13 protein-coding genes and 2 pseudogenes are annotated in these 13525 nt (G+C 36.2%); 8 read left to right on the top strand and 7 right to left on the bottom strand.

Annotation, left to right across the window (positions count from 1 at the left end; translation table 11 throughout):
* Nucleotides 1-176 precede the first annotated feature (176 nt).
* The 3 genes and pseudogenes from NST81_RS17485 to NST81_RS17475 form a co-directional block, all read left to right on the top strand.
* The gene (locus NST81_RS17485; RefSeq protein ID WP_081473003.1) at nucleotides 177-416 is read left to right on the top strand and encodes an AbrB/MazE/SpoVT family DNA-binding domain-containing protein; all 240 of its coding nucleotides are present in this window, start codon (nucleotides 177-179) and stop codon (nucleotides 414-416) included.
* Complete coding sequence (locus tag NST81_RS17480) at nucleotides 413-742, top strand: type II toxin-antitoxin system PemK/MazF family toxin (RefSeq protein ID WP_003352727.1); 330 nt, start codon at nucleotides 413-415, stop codon at nucleotides 740-742. Before NST81_RS17485 ends, NST81_RS17480 begins: the two co-directional genes overlap by 4 nt.
* 693 nt (nucleotides 743-1435) lie before the next feature.
* Nucleotides 1436-1579 (top strand): annotated as a pseudogene (locus NST81_RS17475) (zinc ribbon domain-containing protein); the annotation flags it as partial.
* Between the two features lie 336 nt (nucleotides 1580-1915).
* Here NST81_RS17475 and NST81_RS17470 read toward each other — a convergent pair.
* From NST81_RS17470 to NST81_RS17450, 5 genes are all read right to left on the bottom strand, one after another.
* On the bottom strand, nucleotides 1916-2476 hold the full coding sequence (locus NST81_RS17470) for a hypothetical protein (protein ID WP_328202417.1): 561 nt from the start codon (nucleotides 2474-2476) through the stop codon (nucleotides 1916-1918).
* A gap of 682 nt (nucleotides 2477-3158) precedes the next feature.
* Nucleotides 3159-3335: an antitoxin VbhA family protein gene (locus NST81_RS17465; RefSeq protein WP_328202414.1), complete on the bottom strand. Its 177-nt coding sequence runs from the start codon at nucleotides 3333-3335 to the stop codon at nucleotides 3159-3161.
* A gap of 170 nt (nucleotides 3336-3505) precedes the next feature.
* A complete protein-coding gene (locus NST81_RS17460; protein ID WP_328202412.1) occupies nucleotides 3506-4132 on the bottom strand; it encodes a hypothetical protein in 627 nt (208 codons plus the stop codon).
* A 415-nt stretch (nucleotides 4133-4547) separates the two neighbouring features.
* Nucleotides 4548-4727 (bottom strand): hypothetical protein, encoded by a 180-nt coding sequence (locus NST81_RS17455; RefSeq protein WP_004439447.1) that lies wholly within the window; start codon nucleotides 4725-4727, stop codon nucleotides 4548-4550.
* Between the two features lie 18 nt (nucleotides 4728-4745).
* Nucleotides 4746-4943, bottom strand: a complete 198-nt coding sequence (locus tag NST81_RS17450) for a hypothetical protein (RefSeq protein ID WP_341030551.1) — start codon at nucleotides 4941-4943, stop codon at nucleotides 4746-4748.
* Between the two features lie 474 nt (nucleotides 4944-5417).
* Here NST81_RS17450 and NST81_RS17445 point away from each other — a divergent pair.
* Nucleotides 5418-6350: pseudogene (locus NST81_RS17445) on the top strand (RNA-guided endonuclease InsQ/TnpB family protein); the annotation flags it as partial.
* A gap of 162 nt (nucleotides 6351-6512) precedes the next feature.
* Here NST81_RS17445 and NST81_RS17440 read toward each other — a convergent pair.
* Entirely contained in the window at nucleotides 6513-7310 is a 798-nt protein-coding gene (locus NST81_RS17440; protein WP_341030550.1) for an HTH domain-containing protein, read from the bottom strand.
* Nucleotides 7311-8372: 1062 nt separating this feature from the next.
* Between NST81_RS17440 and hemA the strand changes: the two genes are divergently transcribed.
* From hemA to NST81_RS17420, 4 genes are all read left to right on the top strand, one after another.
* A complete protein-coding gene (gene hemA / locus NST81_RS17435) occupies nucleotides 8373-9605 on the top strand; it encodes a 5-aminolevulinate synthase (protein WP_341030552.1) in 1233 nt (410 codons plus the stop codon).
* Between the two features lie 69 nt (nucleotides 9606-9674).
* Nucleotides 9675-10172 (top strand): GNAT family N-acetyltransferase, encoded by a 498-nt coding sequence (locus NST81_RS17430; protein ID WP_341030549.1) that lies wholly within the window; start codon nucleotides 9675-9677, stop codon nucleotides 10170-10172.
* A gap of 17 nt (nucleotides 10173-10189) precedes the next feature.
* Nucleotides 10190-11263 carry a Gfo/Idh/MocA family protein gene (locus NST81_RS17425; protein WP_341030548.1) on the top strand — a complete coding sequence of 358 codons (1074 nt, stop codon included), beginning with the start codon at nucleotides 10190-10192 and terminating at the stop codon, nucleotides 11261-11263.
* 36 nt (nucleotides 11264-11299) lie between these two features.
* Entirely contained in the window at nucleotides 11300-12493 is a 1194-nt protein-coding gene (locus NST81_RS17420) for an MFS transporter (RefSeq protein WP_341030547.1), read from the top strand.
* 364 nt (nucleotides 12494-12857) lie between these two features.
* On the opposite strand, the gene NST81_RS17415 is transcribed toward NST81_RS17420, so the two are convergent.
* Nucleotides 12858-13409, bottom strand: coding sequence for a site-specific integrase (locus NST81_RS17415; protein ID WP_341030546.1), 552 nt, complete (start codon nucleotides 13407-13409; stop codon nucleotides 12858-12860).
* Nucleotides 13410-13525: the final 116 nt, after the last annotated feature.

Below are 13525 nucleotides of genomic sequence, written 5' to 3'. Positions count from 1 at the left end.
AATGTATGATTTTATACAAATTCGTACATTTGTTCAAAACTGAAAAAGGTAGGGGAAAGTTAGGGAACTTGATACGTATCATTTTTTGCGAAAATGTATATACTTTGTATATACTTAAATGACGGAAGGTGGTATAATTGAATTCCAATAAAGGAGAAGGGGTGGAAACTATGGCAATGGCAACAACTGTTCAAAAGTGGGGAAATAGTCTTGCAGTTCGTATCCCTAAAGATGTTGCTGAGCGAGTTGCGATTCATCAAGGCTCCGAAATCGAGTTAAGAGTTATAGATGATAAGAAAATCACATTAGTTCCAAAACAGAAGAAATACACGTTAGAAGAACTTTTAAAGCAAGCAAAGCCGGAAAATCGTCATAAGGAAATTGATTTTGGTATTGAAGGGAATGAATTAATTTGACCCAAGCACCAGACCGTGGGGATTTGGTTTATCTAAATTTCAACCCACAATCTGGACACGAACAAGCAGGACGTCGCCCAGGTATTGTATTGTCCCCGAAAGAATTTAATGAAATAACACGATTTGCACTTATTTGTCCAATTACAAACACAGTAAAGGGTTGGCCTTTTGAAGTAGAGCTCCCAGAAGGTTTAGCCATTCAGGGAGCTATTTTGACTGATCAAGTTAAAAGTTTAGATTGGGTATCCAGAAAGATTCAAATTAAGGATCAAGCACCACCCGAAATTGTAACTGAGTGTTTGAACAAAATACATACTTTTTTGTAAAAAGATAAAAAGCATCAAGAGCTTCTCTCAATAGCCTTACAGAGAAAAAAAAGTTAAAGCTGAAAAAGATGCTGCCACTCGCTAACCTCTACTTCTGTCTTCGGGGTTCGGGACTTACACCCTATAGTTCATGTACATGCCGGGCGCACATAGAGGGCTAATGCCAAGAGGGTGTAAATCATGCGCTCGTGTCAACTCCTTAAATTCTCCCTCGTTCGTTCCTCACTCAGTCCGATTTACCGTTGACACTTCCCCATAATTTGTAATCAAAAATAAAAGGTGCTATAACTGATTACAGAGATTGTGCCTTTTCCATATCTTTTTAACTTCGTAGATATGGAAAAAAAGAGCAATTCCTCATAATAGGAATTGCTCTTTTTTTTATTTACCTATATCATCGTATTCTTAAAACCACGTACAAGCCCAAATAAGAGATTTTTAATGTTTTTGTTTATCTTTGATATGCAACTGAAAAAAGATTAGCGCTAAAACAAATAAAATTATCGGAATAACTATTAAACTAGAACTTAATAGAGTATAGGTCGTATCTCCATCCATTCTCCCCGTTTTTATTTGTAAATTTCTATAAAATGTTGCTAATTGAATAACAAAAATCATTATTAGACCAGTTATAAAACTAAGAAGAGAAAACTTGAAGTACATAAATAACCTCCAAAGATTTTGGTATAATCAAAATGTTCCCGTTGTGGGAACGAAAAAGAAATGCCATTATCTGAACGTGTATATAAATGTACTTGCGGCATTGTATTAGATCGTGATCACAATTCAGCAATCAATATCAAAAATGAAGGATTGCGCTTGTTAGAATTAGCATGAAAATACAAACTCCCGGAACAGGAGGGTTAGCTCGGTCAATTTCCTGTCATGAGACAGGATTACCCGAGAAGCCCCCACTTCAAGCAACCCGAAAGGGTGGTAAGTGGAGGGTAGTTCACAGTTTCGTAGGTTTTTAATTAGAACTTTTATCTTTGGGTGTTTTCCGATAAACAGTAAAATAAATAAATGCAAAAAGGAAGAATAATGTTTGAATCACATTTGTTACTATTTTTAATTCCGAATAATCAAAAAAGATATGACCGAGACAATACGAACCTGTTACAACAATCAGAAATTTCAAAAGGGATTTCATTATTTCCATCTCCTGTTATTTGCTTAGAATAGTAAAAATACAATTGCTCTAGCTGTGATTCCTGCTAACCAACTTGACACGCCAATACTTTTCAATCGTTTTTCTATAGCATCTTCTATTGTTCCACTAAAGTCAATAACAACATTAAGAGTACTCATAACAAATTGATATGCTAAGTATTTTTTTAGTGTGCTTTTTGCACTACTTGAAATTGGAAGTTTGGCTATGTAATTTCTAACTGTTCTATCCCAAGACACTTTTCCAATTTTTTGCAGTTTACTAATCATAGATTTTGCGGCAACTTTTGCAGCAGTTGATTTTACACCTAGAGTAGTAATACCACTATCTTGTTGTGCTTGTTGTGGAAGATTGGATTGGATACCATATTGAATATCTTCTGCCGAAATTCCATGTTTTTGCAATTCAATTTCTAACTCTATGAGCTTTTGAATTTCTTTTTGAGATAGTTTTGTATTCGCTTCTTGGTTTGTTACCGTCTGTGCTTTTGCATTTACTGCAAAAGATGTAGATACAGAAAGTAAAAGTGCTGTTGCAACAGTTACGTGGATAATTTGTTTTTTCATTAAAGTTTCCTCCTATAAATATCTGAATCTCTTGATACTCTCCCACCCTTTTAAATAGAGTTGGGAACATGATATTTAATATAATTACTCCAGTATTAATAATTGAAACAATTGTCTGAATCATAAAAACGACTCCTTTCTTTAAATTCAATTTCAAATACTTTAGCAGCTGAATTGTTTCTTTTTAAGAGCATAAGACGATTTTTTTCATGAATTTAAAAAAGCGCCACTCTCTGCCGTTATTCATCCTTAGAAAGGAGCCTATTGCAGACAAATTATTCTTAGATTCATAGCAAAAAAAGTGGGACAAACGTGGGATAAGCGTGGACCATTTATGGGATTTTAGTGGGCTATTCGTGGGACTTTAGTGGACTTTTTGTGGGCGAATCGCCTTTTTTATGTACCCATCGTTTTATCAGGCACTGCCTGATCCCACACCTTCGGTGGGGGCAAAAACTCCTTATGCTCTTGCATTTTTCTACCACGCTGAAATCTCAGATATTTCAGAATATTTTTATCAGTTTCGTGATACAATTGTAATCGTGTATAATACGGATACGATCTTCAAGGGGGGATCGGCTTTAGGCAGAATAATCCACCCGTGGCCTATAAACTCAAGGGTGGATTATTTTTTTTGGTTAAAAGACAGTATTGAAACAGAGGTCGAGGGCAGCATACCGATTCACTGTTTCCCTGCCAACCTAATTGCTTTACGTTTAAACTGTTCAAAAGAAATCTCTCCTGCTGCTTTTGCAATGACTAGATCCTCAATTTCTTTCGTTACTTTTAAGCCTTCGATTTCAAGTGAAGCTTTTACAGATGCAAATTTCTTTTGTAACGTCTCCTTTGAATATTTCATGAGTCTTCACTCCCTTCTAACCACTGAGCAAGGTCTCCAAAATTCGTCGACAAAATGAAGCCGAATTTTGCATTTAACAAAACACTTATACGCATAACGAAAAATAAATTTGTCTTAGAGCCCCATAGTGCACAATTTTCGAGGTTCGATACACCTTTGTATCAGCCTTCTTATTTTCCTTTCCTTTTTTTGGAAAGGAAACGTGAAAAAAAACCTTTTTGTGTCTCTTTTTCTGCTATGGCGGCTTCGATTCTAGCTTGCCTAAATTCTAAAGCGTGATTCAATGATTCCATAAGTTGTCGATCACGTTTCTCCAATGACTCTTTGATGAATTTTTCTTGTTCTTGAACTCGTTCCGTTAATTGTCTATTGACTTCCTTGATCTCTTGAAGCTCTTTTACTATATCTTCAATCATGTTGAGTTTATCCAACTGATCCATCAACTTATTGAATCGGTTATCATATTGTGCTATATCGCTTGACTCTTGTTGATTTGACTGGATTTTTTCAAGTGTATCGCTTTCCGCTTCATCTCGTATCTTTTGTTTCTGATTGAATACGATCATTTTCGCAATACGTTCCACTGGCATGGCGTTCTTTTTAGATAAATTTTTTACTTCATTGAAAACAAAAACATCGTTATCCGTATAGATCCTGAATCCATTTTCGTTTTTTATGAATCTATAACCTGCTTTTTCCAATGCTTGAGCGTATTTTCTTACCGTTGATTCCGCTATGTCGACCATATTCGCTATATCTTTAGTGCCGTATTCTTTCCCAATGTTGTTGTTATTCATGACCCATTCACCTCTAGATACATATTTCAACACAGGTCATATCGTATCCTTTAACGTCTTTCCGAAAGAAGTCTCCCATCCTCTAGGAATGTGAAGGTGCGAATAGCACCAATGAGTAGGTGGGAGATGAATTTCGGTTGGCTTTAGCCAAAGTTATTTTTCCAATCCCTTTCTCAACAATTCTAAGATTGCGGCTGTTCTAGTTGGAATCCCATTTTCTTTTTGATATTGCTCCAATTTTTCTAATATCGTCTTAGGCATACGAATTTCTACACGTTCTTGTCCGATTTACCGTTGACACTTCCCCATAATTTGCCCTCTCCCGGCGGAAAAGAAAGAGGACTCCCATAATCATAATATAGGAGTCCTCTCCAGGAGCGCTTATTAGCGCTAAAGGCTTCTTGCTTCCGTAAAATTAACCAAATTTACCTTTTTCCTTGCCTACACGAAAAACAAATACACCCCAAGCAATAACAACTAGCAAATTATAAGCTTTAAGCAAACGAGGTCTAGGATCAAGTATCATATTAATAATGAAACCCAGCACAGATAAAAATAAAAGTATAGCTAAAAAAATTTGATTTTTTTTACTCATCACCTATCAATCCCTTATTTAGAAAACGACCAAAACAAAAGCTTTAGAAACATATTTAGCAACTGTTTTATTAAAACCATGTTTAACAAGATAACTTGTCAATGCACCCTCTATGGTATCACCAGAGTTTGCAGCAAAATCTAAGAATTTATTGATAGACTCCCAGTGAAAAACAACTAGTTCAGTCCCGGTCATTGACTCTACTTTGCTGATCATTTTATTCCAACTATCCGAAAAATGTATCACAACAATTTTACAATAATATGGAATTGTTTGTCCAAATAATTGTTTCTAATAGGGCTTATTCGCCCTATATTCGCCCATATGGCGATTTTTATAGACTACTAGACTTTTTTATAAGGGGTAAGCCTTAAAAAGGCCTAGAAGCCAAAATAAAGGCTTCTACGGTTTTGCCTTTCCCCTCGTTTTGAGGTGGGAGGCTGGCTGGGGGTGTGGGGGCTAGCCCCCACGGTCTTTCTGCGTGTTTAAATATGGCGTAAGAATACCCATCACGGACGGATGAGCTGGGCGGTTCGGCGGGTACAATGGACGGAGCAAGCTGACCTCCGAAAATCCTCGTTTTGAGTCTGGTCGGCTTGGCGACAGGCCAGCACCCGCCGAATTTCGGAATGCAAGGGTTTAGGGTGGAGATTTTTTCGGCGTAGCGAACCCGAAGGGCGAAAAAATACTACCCGTCCAAAATATAAAAGTGAATTTCCATTCCTAAAAGAAGTGGATTCTTTAGCTTTGGCAAATGCACAAATGAACTTACAGACTGCTTATAAGAATTTCTTTGAAGGAAATGCGGATTTTCCAAAGTTCAAAAATCGTAAAGCAAAACAATCCTATACAACTAATATGGTCAACGGAAATATTAAGCTAGAAAATGGTCATATCAAACTGCCAAAAATCAAAAAGCCAATAAAAATGAAACAGCATAGAGAGATACCTGCTGATTATAAAATCAAATCTTGCACTATTTCTAAAACAAAGACAGGCAAATACTACATTTCAATTTTGACAGAATATGAGAAAGATATTCGTCCAGTTAAAATACAGAAAGTTGTTGGTTTGGATTTTGCTATGGATGGTCTATATGTCGAGAGTGAACAGGGTAAGAAAGCCAATTACCCACGTTACTATCGGCAAGCCTTAGATAAATTAGCAAAAGCACAACGAATTCTTTCTCGAAGAAAGAAAGGTTCTGCAAGATGGGAAAAACAACACCTGAAAGTGGCTAAGCTACATGAAAAGACAGCGAATCAGCGCAGAAACTTTCTTCATCATAAGTCAAAAGAATTAGCAACAAACTATGACGCTGTGATTATTGAGGACTTAGACATGAAAGGCATGTCTCAAGCCCTCAACTTTGGAAAAAGCGTTCATGATAACGGCTGGGGGATGTTCACTACTTTCTTAGCGTATAAGCTAAAAGAACAGGGGAAACAACTTGTGAAAATTGATAAGTGGTTTCCCTCCACTAAGAAGTGTTCATGTTGCGGCAAGGAAAAAGAAATGCCATTATCTGAACGTGTATATAAATGTTCTTGCGGCTTTGTATTAGATTGCGATCACAATTCAGCAATCAATATCAAAAATGAGGGATTACGCTTATTAGCATAAAGAATAATAACTTTCGGAACGAGAGGGTTAGCTCGGTCAATTTTCTGTCATTAGACGGGATTACCCGAGAAGCCCCCACTTCAATCAAACCGTAAGGTTGATAAGTGGAGGGTAGTTCACAATCATGCTTCAATCTTGTTTTCAGAAGATCTCCCTTTTTGATTAATAGATACCTAGAGTATCCAGATCACTTTTATTTCCTTTCACGTCTTCAAGCCAGTTATAAAACACAGGACGAGGAGAAGGTTTGACCGTTATATGATTTTGTTGTTGGCGTTTAAGTTCCTCGATTTTGGCTCGTCTCATTTCATCAGAGAGTACACGGTCAACATAAGCCGATAGATACTTAATGCCACGGTTAGTTCGTTTTTGTGTTTCATTGATTTTAATCGCCACATATTTAACAATTTTTTCCAAAGGTTGGATTTCTCCTTTAACATAACTATTAATCTTGTTATCAAAAGGTAAACCTAAAATGGTAGCAAACGTATTTAACGGTGAATCCTTTGGCGCCGTAGGCTTTTCGGTGTTTTCTACTTCGCAAACTTCTTCGCAAAGTGACAAATCCAAAATAGATGCAATACGTTCAAAATTCGCATGGCTGCGGAAAATGAATACAGGTGTTTTGGCTCCGTTGGACTTCGGATTTTCCCTATAGCAAACAACAACTTCGCCAGAATCTTTTAAAAGTCTGATAGCGTTGTCTACTGTTCGCAATGAGACATCTAATTTTTCTGCTAGTGTTTCACGTCCATTGAACGAAAAGCCGCGATCAGTAGCCTTCCACACAATTTCATCAATAACCAATGTTGTTTTTTGGGCTTTACGGAATTTGCGGCCTAATGCTTCAGCAATTCGATTCATCAGTTCATATTTGATTTTCCGTCTCTTGTAAATGAATTCTGTCACTCTTTCAATCTCTTTAAGTTCTGTAAATTGTTCGTTAGTGATGATTTGCATTTTTTCGTCTCCTTCTAATTTTTCGGAAACGAAAAAGGACGCGCCGCCATCTCTTGGCAAACACGTCCTAAATGTTCTAAAATTAACCCCTTGCGCAACTGACTGTTTCCAATGTACAATATGAATATAAAAACAGTAGTTAATGCAGGGATTCTTGACAGGTGTTTGCCGTAGGGTGGTTACGGCGAACGGTGTAAGAGTGTTGGCCCACTACTTACACACGTCGAGAATCCTTTTTCATTTTCCGTTCCTATTAACTTAATTTTAATGTTACTATCAGTCTACCATTTCGACAAGAACTTTTGTGTTAATTTATGGTTTTTTTTTATGCAAGAGCATAAGGAGTTTTTGCCCCCACCGAAGGTGTGGGATCAGGCAGTGCCTGATAAACGATGGGGTCAAAAAAAGTGAGTTTTCTATATGGTTTCTATATGGTTTTTGTATGATTTCTACATAAAAATCTACATATTATTCTATATAGATTCTATATGCTTTTTTTGGGTTTTGACATTGGTGAGAAGGAGAAAAAGAGTCCATTCTACGCCATCAGGATTGTATGGATTCTTTTTTGGTGAATCATGGTATCTCCTACACTAACTAAGGGACATTTAGTTGGACTGTTCATGTCGTACAGTCCATTTTTATTTATCCTGAAACGTTTTAGTAAAATCAGAATTTGTAATAATCATCCATTCTTTTAGAATACCTTTTCCCATTCCCTCTTTGCCCAATTCCTCAAATTTCTTAACACATTCAATGGCTTTTCTTACTCATTGACGCTTTTTTGCTATCGTGTCATGAGAAGGGAAAGCAGTATCATTTTGACGGTTAGTACAAAACGCAAAACAATATTACTAGGCAAAAATTTTTTGAATAATTTTACAAAAACAATATCCAACATTTACATTTCGTGGTAAATTTATGGTAACATTATAATTGTAATATAATTCATGAAATGGAGTTGATTTCCTTTAAAGAATATTTTTTACGAGAATGATGTTTTTTTTGAATGAAAAATTTTTTCATGGAGGGAAAAGTATGTACTCGGAAAAGAAAAAAAATATGTACTTGGAGATCATTGATAATAAACTAAAATCTTTAAAAGAAAGTGGACAATACCGCGAATTCGTTACCCTCAATAGAATAAATGGCCAATACCCATTAGCACAGTTGAACGGACAGGAAAATGCGCAACCAATTGTCGTATGGTGTAGCAATGACTATCTAGGAATGTCCCAGCATCCTGTAGTTACTGAAGCAATGCATAATGCAATTAGATTATACGGCGCGGGTTCAGGAGGATCAAGAAACATTGGTGGTACACATTATCATTATACTTTACTTGAATCTTCATTAGCAGAATGGCATAACAAAGAAGCCGCCCTGGTGTTTCCAACAGGATATAGTTCAAATGATGCAACACTCCAATGCTTACTTCGTCTTTTCTCTAATTGTATAGTATTTTCAGATGAACTTAACCACGCCTCTATTATTAATGGAATACGCAGTACTAAAACTGAACGGGCAGTATTTAAACATAATGATGTTGAACATCTAGAAGAATTACTTGCAGCTCAACCCTTAGACCGTCCAAAAATTATTGTGTTCGAATCAGTATATTCAATGGACGGTGATATTGCTCCAATAGGGGAAATTGTAGATCTTGCTAGTAAATACAATGCTTTAACATTTCTGGATGAAGTACATGCTATAGGTATGTATGGACCACGTGGAGCAGGCATATCTGCAAAACTAGGAGTTTCGGATCGTATAGATATTATTCAAGGAACAATGGCTAAAGGAATAGGAGTCATTGGTGGTTATATTACTGGGCCATCATCAATAATTGATGGAGTTCGCTCTTTTGCATCTGGTTTTATTTTTACCACATCTCTTCCACCAGCTATTGTCGCTGCATGCTATGCGAGTGTGGAACATTTAAAAACTTCTAATAAGGAAAGAAACGAATTACATAGAAAAACCCAAATACTACGTGAATCACTTAGTCAAGCTGGGATTCCAATTATGGAATCTAGTGAAACACATATTCTCCCTGTTTTAATTGGGGATGCAAAAAAATGTAAATTAGCATCTCAACGATTACTTGAAAAACATCAAGTTTATCTACAACCTATTAATTCACCATCTGTACCAGTTGGCACAGAACGTTTTAGAGTTAATGTCACACCTAATCATACCGAAGAACAAATTTTACAGCTAACTAGTGCATTAAAAGAAGTCTTCCAATACTTTGATATTCCTTTCACTAAATCAGTACAAATACAGCATGTATAAAATCTTAAATATATAAGTCGTCTTATTATACTAAAAAATAACTATTTAAGATTATACGGGGGATATTTTATGAAAAATAGTGCAACACCTATAGTTAGAAAAGCCACTATTAGTGATATTGACAGCCTAGTTGAACTTAGAAAGTTTTTACTTAGTGAAGGGATAGGGCATTACGTATCTAAAACTCCTGAAGAAGAAGCAGCTTGGCAAGAGAGTTATAGAAAATGGCTTCATATGCATATAAATACTAATGAAAAAGTAAGAGTTGCAGTTGCCAATGAACATAACAGTTCAAACATATTGGCTTGTGCAATAGGGATTATTGATGAGCGAGCACCAATGAGAGGGTGTCTAAATGGAAAAGTTGGTTGGATACAAACAGTTGTCGTCCACCCTGAGCACCGTCGAAGAGGGATTGCTGAATTGGTAATGCAATATATTCTTAACTGGTTTGAGATTAATAAAGTTGGAAAAGTTACTTTACAAACTACCCCTATGGCAAGAAGATTGTATGAAAAGATCGGATTTATTGATTCTGGAGAGCAACTGTTATTGAAAGAACTTTAACAATTGGGAGGAAAGTTATGAATGTATTAATAGTTGGATTGGGATATGCTGGAACAAGATTTCTTCGTGCTTTTTCTCATATAAATAAAAATATAGATGCTAAGATTAATTTTGCATACGTTAGTAGAAATCCAAAACGTAGTGATATTACATATTTCAAAGATATAGATATGGCTATAAAGCAATTCAACCCTGAGATTGTAGTTGTAAGTGTAAATGATGAATTCCATACTAATGTTATAAAAAAATTAAATGGATATACAGGTTTTGTTATTTGTGAAAAGCCGTTGGCAAATACATATGACGACCTAGAACTTTTGGAAAATAATTTAAAAGATATTTCTGGGTTCTGTCTTGATGTTGTTGAACGTTACTCTGATGCAACAATTGTTTTAAAGGAATATGTTGAGCAGCATAACTTGCGACTCGTTCGTGCCAATTTTTATTGGGGTAAAGATAGGATTAACGATCATAGACCAACTGCAGGTGTAATAAGTGAAATAATACATCCTTTGGATCTTGTTCAATGGATTTGTGCTCCAGACTCTGAGCTAAAGTTAAAAAATATTCAGGGAGTTCGTTCGGATTTCTCAATATCAGGGTCAGATGTACTTGATAGTGTTGCTATAACAGCTTATTTAGACAAAGCTGTTGTAACTGGATATAGCAGCTTTGTAAATATTGTTAGAAAACGGGAGGTCGATTTGGTATTTGCCTCTCCTCAAAAAAAGTTAGTTTATGCTACAATGGTATTTGATACACCAGTATGGGATATTGATTACCTCCGAATTTGGGAGAAAACCCCTTCTGATGAAAATATAATCGTTGATATGAAAACAAGCACTAATGATAGTGATCCGGGACTTGAAACAATTAGAAAATTAATTCGCCTAGTAACTGATGTAACTGGATATGTGTTAAAGGGAAAAAAACCTCTCCAACCATTTCCTGATCTGCAAACTGCGATAAAGCTTCAAAGACTATTAAATACTATAGAAAGTGATGCTAAAACAATTGGACCCGTTAAATATGTAGTTGGTAATAAACGAGATGTTTACAACGATGAAAAAAGCTTAGAACGCCTTGGCTAAGGCAATATATTTTTTGAAAACGACGGAGGTCACAACATGAAAAAAGTTCTACTGCTTACTGTAGGCATGTTCGCGCTTGGATTTGATGCCTATGTAATTGCAGGTTTAATACCAGATATAGGAGAAACATTTAATATAAATGATTCTCAAACGGGGCAAGCTGTAAGTGTATTTACACTTTGTTATGCATTAGCAGCTCCAATTTTTGCAACACTTTTAGCTGGAAAACCAGTACGAAAAGTATTAGTACTGGCACTAGCTTTATTTTCTATTTCAAATGGAGCTAGTGCGCTAGCTCCAAATTTTACTTTTCTACTTATATCTCGTGCAGTAGCTGGTGTTGGTGCTGGTCTTTACTCACCCTTAGCAGCAGCTGCTGCTGCATACCTTGTTTCAAAGGAAAAACAAGGTCGCGCTCTCGGTATGACCCTGGGTGGTATGAGTATGGGAACTGTTGTAGGGGTTCCTGTAGGGTTAATAATTGCTGGCCAATTAGGATGGCAGGGCACTTTAAGTTTAGTAACAGTAATTGGTTTTATTGCAATGCTTGGGATTATAATATGGTTTCCAAATTTTGAAGTTTCAGCTCCACCTTCACTCCGCCAACGCTTTACAATGATGACCAATAAACAAGTTTCGATAACTGTTGGTATCACTTTTATAACTAGTGTTGCGAGCTTAGGCCTTTACACTTATATAACATCAATTTTGCAAAACTTAACTGAAGTTAATACTGTTACGCCATATTTATGGGCATGGGGTATTGGAGGAGTATTAGGAAGTTTTTCAATTGGAACTTTAATTGATCGTACCGGTCGTCCATCTTTACTGATGGCTAGTATTCTAGCAATATTAGCAGTTTCCATGTTTAGTTTACCATCAGCAGTTAAGTTTCCCATTATAGCATTTGTACCATTTGTTCTTTGGGGAGCAATGGGATGGGCATCACAAGCTCCACAACAACATGTATTACTTCTCTCACAACCTAATCACGGTGCAGCTGCTGTTGCATTAAATAGCTCTGCTAATTATCTAGGTAGTGCAATAGGTTCAGCACTTGGTGGCATTGTCATGCTAGCAGGATTGTCACCTTCCCACCTTCCGTTTGCTGCAGGTTCTCTTGTCTTAGTCGCTTTACTTGGACAATTGCTTGTATTAAGAACAGACAAACATAAATCAAGCAATGAATTAATGAAAGTTAAACAATCCAATACAAATTATAAATGTTAATTGTGGATGGCAACCACAAAAGTTAAATAGCTACTTACTTCCTTATCACTAAAAGTGCTTCATTTTAAAATCACAACTAAGTAAAGATTTAAAATAAAGTCTGATCTAATCGAACGCATAAATAAAAATTGGTATTGACTGTCCACCATATACTTTCCAACGTAGGCCTAGTCCATTTGGGCTGGGTTTTCCTGGTGGTTTTTCATACCGTAAGGTAGCTTGTTTCTTTGGCGGTTCTCTTTATCACCGTTGATTACATAATGACATCTTTTTTTATTATCGCAAATGTTACTACAATTGAATCACATTAAGATACTTCTAGGACAATTCTAGAGGCCGGAAATTGAGCAAAAAATGGACATCCTCACAACACAAAACTCTCTAAATCTTTTTCGATTTCTTCTTCAGTGATCCCAATGTACCGTAAAGTAATGCTTGGATGACTGTGATTTAAAATCGCTTGGAGTTTAGCAACATCCTTTGTCTGTTTGTAAAACCAGTAGCCGAATGTCTTTCTCATGGTGTGTGTTCCGATACCTTCCGTAATGTCTACCATTTCTGCTGCTTTGTTTAATTGCCGGTATGCCTGTGTCGGTGTTATGGGCTTATCACCTTTTCTAGAAGGAAATAACCATTCTGAATCAACTGTTTTGACGTATTCCTGTACTTCATCATAGATGTTCGTTAAATTGATCATTCTTGGCTTTTTCGTTTTTCCTTCTTGGATGACAATTTTCTTTTTTCGTCTAACATCAGACACCTTTAATTTAAGCAGATCCCCAATCCGTAACCCTGTATTGATACCAATAAGGAATAAAATATAATCACGTTCCCCACACCATTTCCGCAAAGACCATTTCATGTCCTCTATTTGTTGCTTGTCTCGAATCGGTTGCACATCTTTGACTTGGCTCATCCTTTTTTCACCTATTCTTCTCGGTTTAGTAAAATCAACGATTTGAATGTACGATTTTTTTTCTAATACCATTATAACACTTAAAGTAGGATGGATTAAATAAAATCAATAAAATC

It is taken from the genome of Bacillus sp. FSL W8-0223 (genome assembly GCF_038006805.1).
Lineage (GTDB): Bacteria > Bacillota > Bacilli > Bacillales > DSM-4216 > Bacillus_O > Bacillus_O smithii.
This window is presented reverse-complemented; position numbering and strand designations above follow the sequence as displayed.

Coding starts and splice junctions, on each gene's coding strand:
- NST81_RS17470 (WP_328202417.1), bottom strand. CDS start 2,476: ATGAAAAAACAAATTATCCACGTAACTGTTGCAACAGCACTTTTACTT.
- NST81_RS17465 (WP_328202414.1), bottom strand. CDS start 3,335: ATGAAATATTCAAAGGAGACGTTACAAAAGAAATTTGCATCTGTAAAA.
- NST81_RS17450 (WP_341030551.1), bottom strand. CDS start 4,943: ATGATCAGCAAAGTAGAGTCAATGACCGGGACTGAACTAGTTGTTTTT.
- NST81_RS17485 (WP_081473003.1), top strand. CDS start 177: ATGGCAACAACTGTTCAAAAGTGGGGAAATAGTCTTGCAGTTCGTATC.
- NST81_RS17455 (WP_004439447.1), bottom strand. CDS start 4,727: ATGAGTAAAAAAAATCAAATTTTTTTAGCTATACTTTTATTTTTATCT.
- NST81_RS17425 (WP_341030548.1), top strand. CDS start 10,190: ATGAATGTATTAATAGTTGGATTGGGATATGCTGGAACAAGATTTCTT.
- NST81_RS17440 (WP_341030550.1), bottom strand. CDS start 7,310: ATGCAAATCATCACTAACGAACAATTTACAGAACTTAAAGAGATTGAA.
- NST81_RS17415 (WP_341030546.1), bottom strand. CDS start 13,409: ATGAGCCAAGTCAAAGATGTGCAACCGATTCGAGACAAGCAACAAATA.
- hemA (WP_341030552.1), top strand. CDS start 8,373: ATGTACTTGGAGATCATTGATAATAAACTAAAATCTTTAAAAGAAAGT.
- NST81_RS17460 (WP_328202412.1), bottom strand. CDS start 4,132: ATGAATAACAACAACATTGGGAAAGAATACGGCACTAAAGATATAGCG.
- NST81_RS17430 (WP_341030549.1), top strand. CDS start 9,675: ATGAAAAATAGTGCAACACCTATAGTTAGAAAAGCCACTATTAGTGAT.
- NST81_RS17420 (WP_341030547.1), top strand. CDS start 11,300: ATGAAAAAAGTTCTACTGCTTACTGTAGGCATGTTCGCGCTTGGATTT.